Origin of the sequence: Allobosea sp. 117, from assembly GCF_000702305.1 — a bacterium.
Classification (GTDB): domain Bacteria; phylum Pseudomonadota; class Alphaproteobacteria; order Rhizobiales; family Xanthobacteraceae; genus Ancylobacter.
The window spans coordinates 298219-316026 of sequence record NZ_JNLC01000010.1 but is presented as its reverse complement, the minus strand read 5'-3'; the positions used below and the strand labels follow the sequence as shown (position 1 = coordinate 316026).

Genomic DNA, 17808 nt, shown 5'->3' with positions numbered 1-17808 from the left:
CGCGCGGTCAGGTCGCAGATTTTCTGCGCGGCCCTGATGCATCACTCTCTCTTCAGGCCCGCGGCTCGCACGATCGGGGGCCATTTAACAATTTCATCGGCTAGGAAGCGTGCTGTCTCCTCCCGTGTGCCGATCTGTGCCGTGTAGCCAAGCCGCGCAAGATGCGCTGGCATTTCGGGGGTCTTTAGCCCGGAATTCACAGCAGCATTGAGCCCGTCCAATATCACCGGCGGGGTGCCCTTGGGCGCCAGCAGCATCGCCCAAGCATCAGGACGGAAAGCGAGCTGCCCCAGCCCCGCTTCCGTAACCGTCGGTACATCCGGCAGATCGTCGGCTCGCTGTTCACCTGTGTACGCAATCGGGCGTAGCTTGCCGTCGCGGATTAGTGGCAAGAGTGTTGCCGTAGAGCCAAAGTTGATGTCGATGCGCCCTCCAAGCATGTCTACGACCGCTTGGCCGCCGCCGCGGTAGGGAATACTGCTCAGGTCGATCTCGGCCGCCTTCTTGAGAGTTTCGCCGAGCAGTTGGGGCGGAGTGTTTGTCCCATACCCCAATGTCAGGGCACCTGGATGTTCCTTTGCATAAGCGATCAGCTCGCCTAACGTTCGGATCGGCAGGTCCGGACGCACGACCAGCACGTGCGACCATTTGGCGATGGTGGCGACAGGAGTAAATGACTTTTGAAGGTCCAGCTCGTGCGAATAGAGACCGAATGTCTGCGAATTGAGGGCGAGCAGCAGTGTGTAGCCATCCGGCGCCGCGTGAGCGGCAGTCTCGGTGCCAACGCTGCCGCCGGCGCCAGACAGGTTCTCGACGACGAAAGCTTGGCCAAGGCGCAGGGAAAGGTCCTGTGCGACCAAGCGGGCAACGGCATCCACGGGGCCGCCGGCTATGAAGGGCACGATCATTCTTACCGGGCGCTCCGGATACTCCGCGGCGTTAGCCATTCCGGCGGCCATGGTCAGGGCAAGCGCGATCCCAGCCTGCCGAATTCGCCAAATCGGATCGCTTCGGACGTGTGCCATTATTCGCCTCGGACTATTCGGCTACTCCGGCGATCCACAGTATCGCTGGGCTGAGTTCAACTGGCCCCGGCTGTACGGTCCACTCCAATTTCGCGCGCGCTGGTCGCGGTTTCTCCGCTTGAGGCGTCTAGACCGGATGACCGAGCGGGCCAAGCACATCGAGTAGGCCCTTAATGGAGGCCCGGACGGCCACCGTCAGACCCGCTTCGTTTCGAAAGCGTAGCCGGTGGCTCGAATAGGCCAGAAACAACGTACGGCGGATGGCCGGCTGCATGATCGGTCGAGCATTAAGGCGCCCGTCGCGCACTTCATCCGCCACCGCGAAATAGGGTAGCACACTGCACGCTACGCCCCGACCAACGAGGTTCTTCATGGCCGAGACAGAACGGACCTCGTAGGTAACCTTCAGTTCAATGCCCAGATCCTCAGCCTGTCTCACAACCACCGCGCGCACGGTGTCGCCAGGCTCGGGCATGGCCAACACCTCTTTGAGCGCACTCGCGAAGGTGATCGGTTCGCCGCGAGTTGCGCCAGGGGGCGTCACCAACACGAGTTCGTCTTGCAGCAACGCGGTGCGGGAGACGCCAGCCTGCTCCGGCACGTCGTATCCGAGCATGAAGTCGATCTCGCCACCAACAAGCTGGGCGAACAGTATGTGGCTCATTGCCTCGACCATACTGAGGGACACCTTCGGAAGGTCCTTACGCACGACGAGGGCGATTTCCGGCCCGACGATAGGCATCAAAGCTGGCGTGGTGCCAAACCTGATCGGTTCGGTCTGCTCGCCGCCGGCCTCGGCAACCTCCCGCCTGGTGTGCTCCACGAGGCTCAGAATCTCGAGCGCCCGTGCATGGAGCAGCGTGCCGGCCGGAGTCGGCGAAACACCGCGCGAGTGCCGGACCAGCAAATCTACACCGACGTCCTCCTCAAGAAGTCGAATTTGCATTCCGAGCGCAGTCTGTGCGACGTGGAGTCGGGATGCCGCGCGCGTCATGTTCCCGGCTTCTAGCACGCCGATAAAGTACCGTAGCTGGCGTATGTTCATGGCAAACATCTCCGCAGCCCAGACCATGCCACGTGAGAGACTAAGCCGAATTCTGCCGAAGCGCCCGGCCAAAACTGCCGAGCGTTTGCGGATGAATGCAGCGAGGCCCCAAGTTTGCCAATGATCAAAACGTTCGCTGGCGAATCGACGCCTTAGACAGCGAATTCGACAGGCCATCACACCGGTGTTTGTTGGCTGCAACTCCGCTGGACACCGAAAAGGCCGATTGAAATTCTGGAGAATTCGAACCTTCTTGCAGAGGTTGGCAGAAAATTCTCTTGGTCCACCTAAGCTGAACCCAGTTCTATGAAGCTCTCCCACGCGAGCAAGAGCTGGCGCCGCTTCTCCAGCGCGTCACCACGGCGATAGGCCTGTTCGACCGCATTCCTGACCGTGTGCGCCAGCGCGGCCTCGGCGACCTCGCGCGGGAACGTGGTGCATTCGCCGGCCCAATCGCGGCACGATGAGCGGAATCCGTGCACCGTCACGTCCGGCCGCTCCATCCTGCTCTGCATCAGCTTCAGCATCGCCATGTTCGACATGGGGTGCCCCTTGCGAGCGGCCGGAAAAATGTAGTCGCCCTTGGTACGCAACACCTCGACAATCTCGAGAATTTCGAGCGCGCGAGGCCCAAGCGGTACGCGATGCTCCTTCCCCGCCTTCATCCTGTCCGCCGGCACAATCCAAACCTTGGCCTTGGCATCAACCTCGGGCCATCGGGCGCCAATGACTTCACCCGTCCGCGATGCTGTCAGGATCACGAATTCCAGCATGAGCGCCGACACCGCCTCACGGGCGCGCAGCTCGGCGACGAAAGCCGGCACCTGATCATAGGGCAGCACCGCATGGTGCTCTTGGGCTTTCCTCTGCTGGCGAGGTAGCAGCTTGTCGAGATGGCCGCGCCACCGGGCCGGGTTCTCACCTGACCGCAAGCCCTTCGCCTTCGCCGCGTCCAGAACGCGCTCGATCCGCCCGCGCACCCGGCTCGCCGTCTCGGGCTTGGTCAGCCAGATCGGCTGCAGTGCCTCCAGCACATGAGCCGTCGTTACGCTGCCGACAGGCAACGAGGTCAGCTTGGCCGCATAGGTCGTGAGCGTGTTGCGCCACTGCTGGCGATGCTTGGCGTTCCGAAAGCCGCCCTCGATATCGTCGATCAGGCTTGAGGAGAACACACCGAACGTCAGCGTCTGGGCCTTCGCGGCTGATGCCGCCTTCCTTTCCTCGATAGGGTTCCTGCCGGCCGCGACCACCTTGCGCGCGTCGGCGGCCAGCTCGCGAGCGTCGGCCAATGTGACGGCCGACACACCCCCGAGGCCCATTTCCTTAAGCTTGCCCTGCCATCGGAAGATAAACGCCCAGCGCTTCGCGGCCCCCCTTGTCAACGATGAGGTAGAGACCGCCACCGTCCGAATGCCGGCCCGGCGTCTTGATCGCTGTGACGCTGCGTGCTGTCAGCTTGTTGACTTCGCAGGCCGCCCCAACACCCTATCACCCCAACACCATGCGGTCGCTGCGGGCAGTCGTCAACGGTCATCGGTCGACGTATCGGGGCGTAAAATCAAGCGATTGCTGAGCTCGAATCGTCGTCAGCAATTGCAGTGGATATGAGCTTGGCGGAGGGAGCGGGATTCGAACCCGCGATACGGTTTCCCGTATACACACTTTCCAGGCGTGCGCCTTCAACCACTCGGCCACCCCTCCGCGACGGACTTCAAGCCCGCGCCTCCGACGAACGCGGCGCGGCACGAAACGGCGACACGTCCTTCGGAGAGGCGCGGAATATAGCGAAGCCGGGCGCGCAGGCAAGCGAGGATGCGGGCATACGTGACTCCCGCTTCACAGCCCGCACGTCCCCCACTCGCCGGCCCTGGAATACGGGGGCTTCGGAAGCCTAGCGCGCAACCTCGAATCCGATGGCGCGCCTATGTCAGCGCCCACAGGCGCCGGCGCTTGCCCATCGCCCCCCGCCACGGCGATGGAATCTGCGTGCGCGAACAGGATTGCATCTCCCTCTTTCCTGCCGTCACCAGCGCAACGGCGCGCCGGCCCGCGTCCGCGGCATGTCGTCCACCTCTTCGAAAATATCCTTGTTTTCAGCCACTTGCGTGAATATTCAGCACCCGCTCGGCTGGACAGCCTCCACCCCATGCGATATTCCCATGCGGCGGGTCACGCCGACGCATGGGGGTTGCAATGGCGAAAGGCGCATGTCTGCCGGTCCGGCTCGGACGGAACGGCTTCCCGATGGCATGCGGGCTGGCGTTTCTTCTCGCCGGCTGCTCGGAAAAGAACGAATATGTCGCTCCGCCTCCGCCCAAGGTGACCGTCGCAGCGCCCCTCAAGCAGGAGGTGACGCGCTATCTCGACTTCACCGGCAACACCGATGCGATCAACACGGTCGATCTCGTCGCTCGCGTCGAGGGGTTCCTGACCTCGATCGACTACAAGGACGGCTCGGTCGTGAAGAAGGGCGACCGTCTGTTCCTGATCCAGCAGAACACCTATCAGGCCAATCTCGACGGCGCGAAGGCCGCGCAGGCCTCCGCCGCGGCGGCCTATCTCAACGCCAAGACGGAATATGGCCGCCAGGCGACTCTCGGGCAGCAGGACTTCTCTTCCCAGGCGGTGGTCGACAAGGCCAAGGCGAACATGGACCAGGCGGAGGCCGGCGTGGAATCCGCCAAGGCCAATGTCGAGATCGCCGAGATCAACCTCGGCTACACCGAGGTCACCGCGCCGTTCGACGGCATCGTGACGCGGCACCTCGCCGATGTGGGACAGCTCGTCGGACACGCCGCGCCGACGACGCTCGCCACCATCGTGCAGATGGACCCCATCTACGTCTACTTCAACATCAACGAGACGCAGGTGCTGCGCATCAAGGAGGCGCTCGCCCGCCGCGGCAAGACGCTGATCAACATCCAGGAGATCGAGGTCGACATCGGGCTGCAGACCGAGGACGGCTACCCGCACAAGGGCCGCCTCGATTACGTCGCCCCGCAGGTCGACGCCTCGACCGGCACCCTGCAGGTGCGCGCCCTCTTCGAGAACAAGGACCTCGCTTTGCTGCCGGGCCTGTTCGTGCGGGTGCGCGTGCCGGTGCAGAAGATCCCCGACGCGCTGCTGGTCGACGACACCGCCATCGGCACCAGCCAGCAGGGCAGCTATGTGCTGACCGTCGGCGCCGACAACACCGTGACCCAGCAGGTGGTGAAGACCGGCCAGCTCGTCGGCCAATACCGGGTCATCGAGTCCGGACTCTCCATCACCGACAAGGTCGTGGTCGGCGGCATCCAGCGCGCGATTCCCGGCGCCAAGGTCGAGCCCGAACAGGCGCCTGCCACCCCCGCCGCGACGGCCTCTCCCGCAGCAACGCCTGCGACCGGCGCAAGCCCTGCGGCTCCTGCGGGCGCCGCGACACCCGCCAAGCCCTGACCAGAGCCGTGCCGATCCGGCGGCCGAACGGCCACCGGGCATCCGAACGAAGACCAGTTCGAACCCGAGGGCCGACGCATGATCTCCCGCTTCTTCATCGAACGGCCCGTGCTGTCGAATGTGCTCGCGCTGGTCTTCGTGCTGATCGGCCTGGTTGCGCTTCTGAAGCTGCCGGTCGCGCAATATCCGAATGTCGTGCCGCCGACCGTGCAGGTGACGACCCGCTATCCGGGCGCCAGCGCGCAGACGCTCATCAACACCGTTGCGCTGCCGATCGAGCAGCAGGTGAACGGCGTCGAGGGCATGCTCTACATGCAGTCGAGCAGCGCCAGCGACGGCACCTATACGCTGACCATCACCTTCGCCATCGGCACCGACCCCGACTTCGCGCAGGTGCTGGTGCAGAACCGCGTGGCCATCGCCATGTCGTCGCTGCCGCAGGCCGTGCAGGTGCAGGGTGTCACCACGCAGAAGAAGTCGACGGCCATCCTGCAGTTCGTCGCGCTCTACTCGCCCGACGGGCGCTATGACAGCCTGTTCCTGTCCAATTACGGCATCATCAACCTGCAGGACGAACTTGCCCGCCTGCCGGGCGTTGGCAGCGTCAGCGTGTTCGGCGCCGGCCAGTATGCGATGCGCGTGTGGATGGATGCCGACCAGCTCCAGGCGCGCAAGCTGACGCCGGATCAGGTGATCTCCGCCATCCAGCAGCAGAGCCAGGAGGTCGCCTCCGGCGTGGTGGGCATGCCGCCGGTGCCGAAGGGCCAGAACTTCCAGTACACGCTGAACATAGCCGGCCGGCTGAACGACGTGGCCGACTACGAGAACATCATCGTCAAGGTCGACAACGAGAATGGCGGGCGCATCACCCGCCTGCGCGACGTCGCCCGCGTCGAGCTCGGCTCGCAGACCTACAGCCAGATCTTCACCTTCAACGGCAAGCCGGCGGCCGCGCTCGGCATCTACCAGCTCCCCGAGGCGAACTCGCTGCAGGTCGCCGGGGAGGTGCGCGCCAAGATGACCGAGCTCGCCAAGAACTTCCCGCCTGGGCTCGCCTATGCGGTGCCGTTCGACACCACCAAATTCGTCACCGCCTCGGTGAACGAGGTCTACCGGACGCTGTTCGAGGCGGGCCTGCTGGTGCTCATCGTCATCCTGGTGTTCCTGCAGGACTGGCGGGCGACGCTAGTGCCGGCGACCACCGTTCCGGTCACCATCATCGGCAGCTTCGCCGCCATGGCGGCGATGGGTTTCACCGTCAACCTCTCGACGCTGTTCGCTATCGTGCTCGCCATCGGCATCGTGGTCGACGACGCCATCGTCATCGTCGAGGGGGTGGCGCGCCACATCGAGAAGGGCCTGCCCGGCCGGCTCGCCGCCGAGAAGGCGATGGACGAACTGTTCGGGCCGATCATCGGCATCACGCTGGTGCTGATGTCGGTGTTCATCCCGGCCGCCTTCATGCCCGGCCTGACCGGGCAGCTCTACCAGCAATTCGCCCTCGTGATCGCCGCCACCGCCTTCATCTCGGCGATCAACGCGATGACGCTGAAGCCGACGCAATGCGCGCTCTGGCTGCGTCCGCCGGTGCCGCCGGAGAAGCGCAACGCGTTCTATCGCGGCTTCAACTGGGTCTATGACCGGGCGGAGCACTGGTATGCCGGTCTCATCCGGCGAATGGTGCATGTCAGCTATCTCACCGTCACGGTGGCGCTGGTGCTCATCGGCGTCGCCATCTGGGGGATCACCCGCGTACCGACCGGCTTCCTGCCGACCGAGGATCAGGGCTATGTGCTGGTCGGCGCCCAGCTCCCCGATGCCGCCTCGCTCGAGCGCACCGAACGGGTGATGCAGCAGATCAGCGACATAGCCTCGAAGCTGCCGGGGGTCGAGAACGTCATTTCGATCACCGGCATCTCGGTGCTCGACAACAGCGCCTCGCTCGCCAATGCCGGGGTCGCCTATGTGATGCTCAAGGATTGGGATGTGCGCGACAAGGCCGGCGAGGGCCTCCTGGAGATCTACACCTCGCTCAACAGGCAACTCGCGCAGGTGCAGGATGCCGCGACCTTCGTGCTGGTGCCGCCGCCGATCCAGGGCATCGGCAATGCCAGCGGCTTCACCATGATGGTGGAATCGAAGGATGGCAGCTTCGACTTCCCGGCGCTGCAGAGCATGACGCAGGCCATCGTGCAGAATGCCGGCACGCAGTCGGCGCTGCAGCACCTGTCCACCTCGTTCCGCGCCAACGTGCCCCAACTGTTCGTCAGCGTCGACCGCATCAAGGCCGAGACGCTGGGCGTCACGGTCGGCCAGGTGTTCGGCGCCATCCAGGGCTATGTCGGCTCCACCTACGTCACCCAGTTCAACAAGTTCGGCCAGACCTTCCAGGCCTATGTGCAGGCCGAGCCCGGCTTCCGCACGACGCCGGCGGAGATCCTCAACCTGAAGATCCGCACGCCGAAAGGCGACATGGTGCCGATCGGCACGCTCGCCGACATCAAGCCGGTGCTCGGCCCCTCGCTGATCACCCTCTACAATCTCTACCCGGCGGCGACCATCGTCGGCGGCGCCGCTACCGGCTTCAGCTCGGGACAGGCGCTGGACATCATGGAGCAGACGGCGAACAGCGTGCTGCCGCCCGGCGCCGGCTTCGAGTGGTCGGCGATGTCCTATCAGGAGAAGGTGGTCGGCAACGAGATCTACTACGTGTTCGGCCTCGCCATCCTGCTGGTCTATTTCGTGCTCGCCGGCCAGTATGAGAGCTGGATCCAGCCGCTCTCGGTGCTGCTCGCGGTGCCGCTCGCCCTGCTCGGCACAGTGGCGGCGCTGACCGGCCTCGGCGTCGCCAACAACCTCTATACCCAGATCGGCCTGATCCTGCTGATCGCGCTGTCGGCGAAGAACGCCATCCTGATCGTCGAGTTCGCCCGCGAGAAGAGGGCGGAAGGCATGGAGATCATGGAAGCGGCGGTGGAGGCGGCGCGGCTGCGCTTCCGTCCGATCCTGATGACCTCCTTCGCCTTCATCCTCGGCGTGCTGCCGCTGGTGCTGGCGACCGGCGCCGGCGCCAATTCGCGCAAGTCGATCGGCATCGCGGTGTTCTCGGGCATGCTGGCCTCGACCTGCCTCGCGGTGCTGTTCGTGCCATCCTTCTACACGGTGCTGCAGCGTTTCGAGGAATGGCGCGCGAACAGGAAACAGGCAAAGTCCGGCACGGCGCCCGAGGCGGGCGGCGAGGCCCGGCCGACCTAGCGGCCGGACGGCGCCCCGCCGTGGCGAGCGCCCGCAAAAGCGGCACAAGCCGCTGCTTTTGCGGGCGTCACATGCCTGAGCGCGATGGGGCCGGCACGACGATGCGGGACGCCGGACCATCCCCACCCTACCGGGGCCGGGGCGGTGCGGCGGGCGGCACGATTCGTGCGTTCGATCTGCGGGCCGCGCCAGGGCTTCCTCTCTATGCGCGGCGACCGCATAAATCCGCCTTCGCGTGCGCAGTCCCGAAGTTCAGTTGGTGCCGATGACCATTTTTGCCAGCCTCCATCATGTGACCTCCTATCGCTACGATCGGCCGGTCAGCCTTGGCCCGCAGATCATCCGGCTGCGCCCGGCACCGCACTGCCGCACGCCGGTGAAGAGCTATTCGCTCAAGGTCACGCCCTCGAACCACTTCGTGAACTGGCAGCAGGACCCGTTCGGCAACTGGATGGCGCGCTACGTCTTCCCGGAGAAGACGACGGAGTTCCGCGTGGAGGTCGACCTCATCGCGGACATGACGGTCTACAACCCGTTCGACTTCTTCATCGAGGAATATGCCGAGCAACTGCCGTTCAGCTACACGCCCGAACTCGCGAAGGAGCTCGTCCCCTATCTCGAGCTCGAGGATGGCGGCCCTCTGCTGGAGGCCTTCGTCGAATCCGCGCGGCCGAAGGGGTCGGTCCAGACCGTCGATTACCTGGTGGAGCTCAACCAGCGCGTCCAGCGCGAGGTCAACTATCTGATCCGCATGGAGCCCGGCGTCCAGACGCCGGACCAGACGCTCTCGCTCGCCGCCGGCTCGTGCCGGGATTCCGGCTGGCTGCTGGTGCAGGTGCTGCGCCGGCTCGGCCTCGCCGCCCGCTTCGTCTCGGGCTATCTCATCCAGCTCAAGCCCGATGTGAAGGCGCTCGACGGCCCGACCGGCACCGACGTGGACTTCACCGACCTGCATGCCTGGTGCGAGGTCTATCTGCCCGGCGCCGGATGGATCGGCCTCGACCCGACCTCCGGCCTGCTGTGCGGTGAGAGTCACCTGCCGCTCTGCGCGACGCCGAACTACGCCTCGGCCGCCGCCATCACCGGCGGCTTCACCGCCGACGAGGGCACGAAGACCTCGTTCGACTTCGTGATGGAGGTCACCCGCGTCGCCGAGAAGCCGCGCGTGACCCTGCCCTTCTCCGACGAGGCCTGGGCGGCGCTCGACGCGCTCGGCGACCGGGTGGATGCCGACCTCGCGGCGCAGGACGTGCGCCTCACCATGGGCGGCGAGCCGACCTTCATCTCCATCGACGACTACCAGAGCGCCGAATGGAACACCTCGGCGGTCGGCCCCACCAAGCGGATGCGGGCGGACGACCTGATCCGCCGGCTGCGGCGGCGCTTCGCGCCGGGTGGCATGCTGCATTACGGGCAGGGCAAATGGTATCCCGGCGAGAGCCTGCCGCGCTGGACCTTCTCGCTTTATTGGCGCAAGGACGGCAAGCCGATCTGGCGCGATCCGGAGCTGGTCGCGCGCGAGAACTTCGGCGGCGCGACCGTCGAGCAGGCCGAGAGCTTCGCCGACAACCTCGCTGAACGGCTGGGGGTCGGCGAGGAGTTCGTCCAGGCCGCCTTCGAGGACCCGGCGCACTGGATCCTCAAGGAGGCCGACCTCCCCGAGAACGTCGATCCGCTCGATTCCAAGCTCGAGGACCCGGAAGCACGCGCGCGCATCGCCCGCGTGTTCGAGCGGGGGCTCGGCAAGCCGAGTGGCTTCGTGCTGCCGGTGCAGCGCTGGCAGGCGCGCGCCAAGCGCGGCTGGGTCAGCGAGAAGTGGTGGTTCCGGCGCGGCAAGCTGTTCCTGGTACCGGGCGACAGCCCGGTCGGCTACCGCCTGCCGCTGGCGACGCTGCCGTGGGTGCCGCCCTCGGCCTATCCTTACGTCAATCCGGCCGATCCGATGACGATCAGCGGCGAACTGCCGGATGTCGAGACACTGCACCAGCTCTATCGCCGCACCGCGACCGACGACAATGCGCAGGAACAGGTCGACCAGGTGCTCACCGGCACCGGCGCGGTTCGCACGGCGCTGTCCATCGAGCCGCGCGACGGGCGGCTCTGCGTGTTCATGCCGCCGACCGAGCGGCTTGAGGATTATTTGGAGCTCTTGGCCGCTATCGAAGTGACGGCGGCCGAGCTCAAACTGCCGGTGCATATCGAGGGCTACACGCCGCCGGTCGATCCGCGGCTGAACGTCATCCGCGTCGCCCCGGACCCCGGCGTCATCGAGGTCAACGTCCATCCGGCCTCGAACTGGAAGACCTGCGTCGAGATCACCCGCGACCTCTACGAGGAGGCGCGGCTTTCCCGGCTGGGCACCGAGAAGTTCATGGTCGACGGCCGCCACACCGGCACGGGCGGCGGCAACCATGTGGTGGTCGGCGGCGCCACGCCGCCGGATAGCCCCTTCCTGCGCCGCCCTGACCTGCTGAAGAGCCTGATCCTCTACTGGCAGCGCCATCCCTCGCTGTCCTACCTGTTCTCGGGCCTGTTCATCGGCCCGACCAGCCAGGCGCCGCGCGTCGACGAGGCGCGCCATGACGGGCTCTACGAGCTCGAGATCGCCATGGCCAACGTGCCCTCGCCCGGCAAGGGCATGGCGCCGCCGCCCTGGCTGGTCGACCGGCTGTTCCGCAACCTGCTCACCGACGTCACCGGCAACACGCACCGCTCCGAGATCTGCATCGACAAGCTGTTCTCGCCGGACGGCCCAACGGGGCGGCTGGGGCTCGTCGAGTTCCGTTCCTTCGAGATGCCGCCGGACTGGCGCATGAGCCTCGCCCAGCAATTGCTGCTGCGTGCGCTCATCGCCTGGTTCTGGCGCGAGCCGCAGGAAGGCCGGCTCACCCGCTGGGGCACGGCGCTGGCCGACCGCTTCATGCTGCCGCATTTCGTCTGGGCCGACTTCATGGACGTGCTGCACGACCTCGGGCGGGCCGGCTATCGCATCGATCCGATGTGGTTCGAGGCGCAGCGCGAGTTCCGCTTCCCCTATTACGGGCAGGTGGAGCATGCCGGCGTCACGCTGGAGATCCGGCAGGCGCTGGAACCGTGGCACGTGCTCGGCGAGGAAGGCGCGGCCGGCGGCACGGTGCGCTTCGTCGATTCGTCGGTCGAGCGGCTGCAGATCCGGGCCGAGGGCCTGAACCCGACCCGCCATGTCGTCGCCTGCAACGGGCGGCGGCTGCCGCTGGTGCCCACCGGCCGCTTCGGCGAATATGTCGCCGGCGTGCGCTACAAGGCGTGGCAGCCCGCTTCCGGCCTGCACCCGACCATTCCCGTGCACGCGCCGCTGACCTTCGACGTGGTGGACCTGTGGTCGAACCGCTCGCTGGGCGGCTGCGTCTACCACGTCGCCCATCCGGGCGGGCGGAACTACGAGACCTTCCCGGTCAATTCCTACGAGGCGCAGGCCCGCCGGCTGGCACGCTTCCAGGCGCACGGACATACGCCGGGCTATCTGTTCGTTCCGCCCGAGGAGCCGACGGCGGAATTCCCCACCACGCTCGACCTGAGACGCCCGCCGGGCATTTGATATATCCCCCGCGCCGCGACATTCGGCGATTTTCGGTGGGCGGCTGCCCGGTCGACGCTTCGCGCCGGCCGATGCGGCAGTTACCCTGATCATTCGAACCAGGAGTGAAGCGTCCAGCCGGGCGTGCCGGGAGCAGCATGGCGAGAGGGAGAGAGCCGCAGGCCTTGTCCCAGCGTTTCGAGGCGGAAGCCGTCGAAGCGCTGCTGGCCGGCTATCGCCCGCTGCCCGGCGTCCACGACGAGATGATGGACGCGGACGGCCAGCCGCGCCCGCACTGGACGCCGATGCTGGCTGCGCTCGCCGAGATGGGCGCCGAGGAGGTCGGCAAGCGCTTCAAGGCGGCCGACCGCTATCTGCACCGCTCCGGCGTGTTCTACCGCGTCTATGACGACCCCAAGGGCGGCGAGCGGCCCTGGCCGCTATCGCATCTGCCGCTCGTCATCAGCGCGCAGGAATGGCGCGGGCTGGCGCGCGGGCTCATCCAGCGCGCGCAGATCATGGAAGGTGTGCTCGCCGACCTCTACGGCACGGCGGAGCTGGTGCGCTCCGGCGCCCTGCCCGCCGCCGCGGTGGCCGGCAGCCCGGAATTCCTGCGCCCGCTGGTCGGCGTCGACCCGCATGGCGGCAGCTTCCTGAAGGTCTACGCCGCCGATCTCGGGCGCGGCCCGGACGGTCGCTGGTGGGTGCTCACCGATCGCACCCAGTCGCCCTCCGGCGCCGGCTATGCGCTGGAGAATCGCATCGCCATCGCGAGGGCGCTGCCGGACCTCGCCCGCTCGCTGAACGTCGTGCGGCTCGCCGGTTTCTTCCAGGCGCTACGTGCCAGCCTTACCAGGCTCGACCGTTCCGGCGAGGGGCGCGTCGGCCTGCTGACCCCCGGCCCCCTCAACGAGACCTATTTCGAGCACGCCTATCTCGCCCGCTATCTCGGCTTCCTGCTGGTCGAGGGCGAGGACCTCACCGTGCGCGACAACGCCGTCTATGTGCGCACCGTCGCCGGGCTGAAGCGGGCCGACGTGCTGCTGCGGCGCCTCGACGCCGATTTCGCCGATCCGCTGGAGCTCAATTCCGGCTCGCGGCTCGGCGTGCCCGGCCTCGTCCAGGCGGTGCGGGCCGGCGGCGTCGCGATCGCCAATGCGCTCGGCTCGGGCCTCGTGGAGGCTCCCGCCCTGATGAGCTTCCTGCCGAAGATCGGCGCGCAGATGATCGGCGAGACGCCGATGCTGCCGAACATCGCCACCTGGTGGTGCGGCCAGCCGGCCGAGCGCGAGGAAGTGCTGGCCGGCTTCGACGACTATGTGTTCGCTCCCGCCTTCCAGCGCCCTCTGCCGGGGCTGATGGAGAACGGCCCGGTCATCGGCGCCGATCTCGAAGCGCCGCAGCGCGAACGGCTGATCAGCGCCATCAACACCCGCGGCGTCGACATCGTCGCGCAGGAGACGGTGCATCTCTCCACAATGCCGGTGTGGCGCAGTGGCAAGCTGGAGCCGCGCCCCTTTATCCTGCGCATCTTCCTCGCCGCCACCGAGGATGGCTGGAAGGTCATGCCGGGCGGCTTCTGCCGGGTGTCCGACCGGCTCGACGCCCGCGCGGTCACCATGCAGAGTGGCGGGCGTTCGGCCGATGTCTGGGTTCTGGACGAGGGGCCGGTCGACCACATCACCCTGCTGCCGGCGCCGGGCGATGTCGAGATACGCCGCCAGACCGGGCCGCTGCCGAGCCGCGCGGCCGACAATTTCTTCTGGCTCGGGCGCTATGTCGAACGCGCCGAGGCGATGCTCAGACTGGTGCGCACGCTGGTCGGACGGCTTTCCGCCTCGGCGGAAGGCGGCGGCTCGGCGGTCGGCAAGATGCTGCGGTTGCTCGACGCCTGGGGCGCGGTGCCGGGCGAGCTCGCCCGCGCGCGGCCGGCGCGCCACGTGCTGGCCGCCCTCACCCGGCCCGATCTGCCGGGCGGCCTGCCGAGCCTCGTCGAATCCGCCCGCGCGACCGCGTCGGTGATCCGCGACCGGCTCTCGCCGGATGCGTGGCGGACGCTGGCGGACCTTTCGACGCTGGCCGCCGAGCCGGTGTCGTCCGGCAGCGCGGAACCGGACGCCTATGAACGCGCCGACCGGGCACTGCGCGGGCTCGCGGCCTTTTCCGGCCTCGCCTCGGAGAACATGAACCGGCTGGCCGGTTGGGCCTTCCTCGATCTCGGCCGCCGCATCGAGCGCAGCATCGCGATCTGCCGCTTCGCCCGCGCGCTGGTCAGCGGCGGCGAGGTGACGGCCGGCGCGCTCGACGTGCTGCTGGAGTTGTGCGACAGCCAGATCAGCTACCGCTCGCGCTACGTCATGGTGGAGGCGCGGGCGCCGGTGCTCGACCTCATCTTGCTCGACCCGGCCAATCCGCGCTCGCTCGCCTTCCAGATCGACCGCATTGCCGAGCATCTCGACGATCTGCCGGGCCATCACGACGACGAGCCGCCGCTCCAGGAGGAGCGGCTCGCAGCGCGGCTCGCCGCGGCGATGAAGTCCTTCGAGGCGGACGAGTTCGACGAGGAGCGCCTGCTCATCATCGAGAACCAGCTCATGGAGCTGTCGAACGAGGTGGCCGAGCGTTACTTCATCCACCGCTCGCCGGCGGAGACGCCGTGGGAACAGCTCGCGTGATCTACGAGATCCACCAGAAGACCGCCTATACCTATGCGTATCCGGTGCCGGTGGCCCGGCACGTATTGCGGATGGTGCCGGTCGACCGGCCGCGCCAGCGCGTCATCGCCAGCCATTTCAGCATCGATCCCGATCCGGTCGAATGGGTCGAGACGACCGACTTCTTCGGCAATCGCGTCGCCCATGTCCGCATCGAGCGCGCCCATACGCGCTTCGTCGTGCGGACCAATGCGCGTGTCGAGGTGGAGGCGGCCGATCACGCCGATCCCGAGGCCGGCCCGAGCTGGGAAGCGATCCGCGAGATGGCCGCCGCCTGCTGCGACCTTTCCGCCGGCTCTCCGGCGCATCATCTGTTCCCGAGCCCGGCGGCGGCGCAGAGCCCGGCCATCACCGCGTGGGCCGCCGCAAGCTTCCCGGCCGGGCGGCCGATGCTCGCCGGTGCGCTCGACCTGATGATGCGGCTGCATGGCGAGTTCACCTATGATCCCAAGGCGACCGACGTCTCGACGCCGCCGGCCGAATCCTTCGCGATCAAGCGCGGCGTCTGCCAGGATTTCGCGCATGTGATGATCGCCGGGCTGCGCGGGCTCGGCCTGCCGGCGAGCTATGTGAGCGGCTTCCTGCGTACCGAGCCGCCGCCGGGGCAGGAGCGGCTGCAGGGCGCCGACGCCACCCATGCCTGGGTCACCGTCTGGTGCGGGCCGGAGCTTGGCTGGCAGGGCCTCGACCCGACCAACGCGCTGCGCGTCTCGACCGACCATGTCGTGCTCGCCATCGGCCGGGATTATTCCGATGTCGCGCCGGTGGGCGGGGTACTGCTCGGCTCGGGACGGCAGAAGCTGTCGGTCGAGGTCGACGTGGTGCCGCTGGCGCCGAAGACAACCCGTTCGAAAACCAACGGCTAGATTACTATTTTACCTCTTGTTTTTCACCCGAGCGGGCTCCGGCTTCGCTCGAACACGCTCTACGGGACCTTGCGCGTGCCGACGCGGCAGGCGGTTCCCGCTTCCGGGTCAATGGCGTAGGCGGTCGCGGCGCCCGGCGCGGTGAGGCGCATGTGGCCGCGCCAGCCGGTATCGGGGTCGGTGATCGTGGGAATCGCTTTGCGCACGTCGGGGCGGGCGAGGTCGGTATAGGCATAGCCGACGATGCGGCCGGATGTGTCGGTGAGCACGAGCCAGCGCGGCGCGCGCGCCTCGGCCTCGTCCCAGCCCCAGCCGGAGACGCGGTAGGCTGCGCCCTCTCCCCCGGCCTCCTCGACGACCGGGTCGGCACGCTCGAAATTGCCGCGGCAGGTACCTTCCGGCAGAACGCTGACGTGTTCCGCCAGCGTTCTGCCGAGCCAGTGCGCCCAGGGCTCGGCGAAGACGGCGAGCCGCTCCGCCTTCAACATTGCGATCTTTTCCGGCAAGTGCTTGGGATTGAAATAGACCTTGCCCAGCACCGGCTCGTCCCGCACGTCCGAAAGCATGGCGGTGGCGGCGCCGTCGCGCAGCTCGCGCCAGGAGCGGATGGTGCCGTCGACGGCAGAGCGGCTGTTGATCGCCATCAGTATCAGGGCGCCGGTCGCCGCAAGCGGGACCAGCAGCCGCCAGCGCCCGCCGGCCAGCAGGCTCCAGACGAGGAAGTCGAGAGCCGTCCAGAACACCATGGCGGGCGTCGCGTAGCGGCTGGAAAGCGCCTGCTCGAGCCCGAAATTCAGGCGGCCGAGCCCCGTCAGCAGGGCCGTCGCCACGGTGAAGCCGGCGATGTGGAGCAGCGCGAGACGCGCCGGGGTCGCCAGATTCCGGCGAATGATCAGTGCAACGAAAACAACGGTCAGTGCGGTCAGGCCGACGAGGCCCATCAGCACCGACAGCGTCTCGCCGCCGCGCAGCATGACCGCCACCGGATGCCCGAGATAGGCGGCGACGTAGCCGATCAGCTCCAGCGGCCGCTGCAGCGACTGGATGGGGTCGGCGTGGTGGCGGGGCATGTAGTAGCCGGTGAAGTAGGCCACCGGCAGCGCCCCGGCGACCAGCACCAGCGCCAGCACCTGCACCGGCGGCCGGCGTAGCCAGACCGCCTGCACCACCAGCATCGCCGGCGCCATCACGCCGTTCGACATGAAGCCGGCGGCGAGCGCGGCCCCGAGCGCGCCGAGCACCACCCCGGCCCAGCCCGGCACCAGCGCGAGGGCGGCGAAGCCGGCCGAGGCGCAGATATAGACGCCGACGAACTGGCTTTGGAAACCCCAGAGGAAGTTCTCCTCCTGCACCCGCCAGAACAGGTAGCCGAAGGCGATGGCCAACGCCCACAGGCGATCGCCCGGCGCCCTCAGGCCGGCCCGCGCGGCCAGGACGGCCAGCAACAGCACATGCGCGAGCTGGAGGCCAACGGTGGCGGCGAACTGCACCACATAGGTGCCGCTGGCGAGCAGATTGTCGACGATGGCGATGAGGCGGAACAGCACCAGGCGGTGCTCGTTGTGCTGCTCGAACAGCCTCGCCCAATGATCGCGCGTGGCGAAATGGTCCCATTGGTCCCAGAAGGGCATCGGGATGTAGACCGCGAACATCGCACGGAACATCAGCCCGGCGATGATCAGGGCGCAGGCCAGCGCGACCAGTGGCAGCGCGCGACGCAACGCTCCCTCGATCCTTGGATCGCCCCATCCGGCGACCCAGCCCGCCACATTCCGCACGCCCGCACCTCGTCCCGCACCGTCGCGCGGGGCTCACGCCCCGGCCTGTTCCCCCCGCCGCCCCCGCAGCTTCCGAACAGGCGGCCAGCATGGCACAGCACCGCCGCGTCGACGATTCCGACAAGGCCTCATTC

Annotated in this window: 9 protein-coding genes and 1 tRNA gene; 5 read left to right on the top strand and 5 right to left on the bottom strand. The window is 67.3% G+C overall.

Going from position 1 to position 17808, the window contains the following annotated elements:
- Positions 1–41 precede the first annotated feature (41 nt).
- From U742_RS0103455 to U742_RS0103440, 4 genes are all read right to left on the bottom strand, one after another.
- The gene (locus U742_RS0103455) at positions 42–908 is read right to left on the bottom strand and encodes a Bug family tripartite tricarboxylate transporter substrate binding protein (RefSeq protein WP_197028159.1); all 867 of its coding nucleotides are present in this window, start codon (positions 906–908) and stop codon (positions 42–44) included.
- Between the two features lie 244 nt (positions 909–1152).
- Positions 1153–2070 carry a LysR family transcriptional regulator gene (locus U742_RS0103450; protein WP_038360594.1) on the bottom strand — a complete coding sequence of 306 codons (918 nt, stop codon included), beginning with the start codon at positions 2068–2070 and terminating at the stop codon, positions 1153–1155.
- A 287-nt stretch (positions 2071–2357) separates the two neighbouring features.
- Complete coding sequence (locus tag U742_RS0103445) at positions 2358–3473, bottom strand: tyrosine-type recombinase/integrase (RefSeq protein ID WP_348981007.1); 1116 nt, start codon at positions 3471–3473, stop codon at positions 2358–2360.
- Between the two features lie 208 nt (positions 3474–3681).
- Positions 3682–3771, bottom strand: a tRNA-Ser gene (locus U742_RS0103440).
- 543 nt (positions 3772–4314) lie between these two features.
- Between U742_RS0103440 and U742_RS0103435 the strand changes: the two genes are divergently transcribed.
- The 5 genes from U742_RS0103435 to U742_RS0103415 all read left to right on the top strand — a co-directional run bounded on the left by U742_RS0103435 (position 4315) and on the right by U742_RS0103415 (position 15896).
- Positions 4315–5505, top strand: coding sequence for an efflux RND transporter periplasmic adaptor subunit (locus U742_RS0103435; RefSeq protein WP_029350073.1), 1191 nt, complete (start codon positions 4315–4317; stop codon positions 5503–5505).
- A 78-nt stretch (positions 5506–5583) separates the two neighbouring features.
- Positions 5584–8760, top strand: coding sequence for an efflux RND transporter permease subunit (locus U742_RS0103430; RefSeq protein ID WP_029350071.1), 3177 nt, complete (start codon positions 5584–5586; stop codon positions 8758–8760).
- A gap of 265 nt (positions 8761–9025) precedes the next feature.
- Positions 9026–12337, top strand: coding sequence for a transglutaminase family protein (locus tag U742_RS0103425; protein WP_029350069.1), 3312 nt, complete (start codon positions 9026–9028; stop codon positions 12335–12337).
- Between the two features lie 137 nt (positions 12338–12474).
- A complete protein-coding gene (locus U742_RS0103420; RefSeq protein ID WP_029350066.1) occupies positions 12475–14991 on the top strand; it encodes a circularly permuted type 2 ATP-grasp protein in 2517 nt (838 codons plus the stop codon).
- Positions 14988–15896 carry a transglutaminase family protein gene (locus U742_RS0103415; RefSeq protein WP_029350065.1) on the top strand — a complete coding sequence of 303 codons (909 nt, stop codon included), beginning with the start codon at positions 14988–14990 and terminating at the stop codon, positions 15894–15896. The genes U742_RS0103420 and U742_RS0103415 overlap by 4 nt, the downstream gene beginning before the upstream one ends.
- A gap of 59 nt (positions 15897–15955) precedes the next feature.
- Here U742_RS0103415 and U742_RS0103410 read toward each other — a convergent pair whose 3' ends face one another.
- A complete protein-coding gene (locus U742_RS0103410) occupies positions 15956–17617 on the bottom strand; it encodes a hypothetical protein (protein WP_029350064.1) in 1662 nt (553 codons plus the stop codon).
- Positions 17618–17808 lie beyond the last annotated feature (191 nt).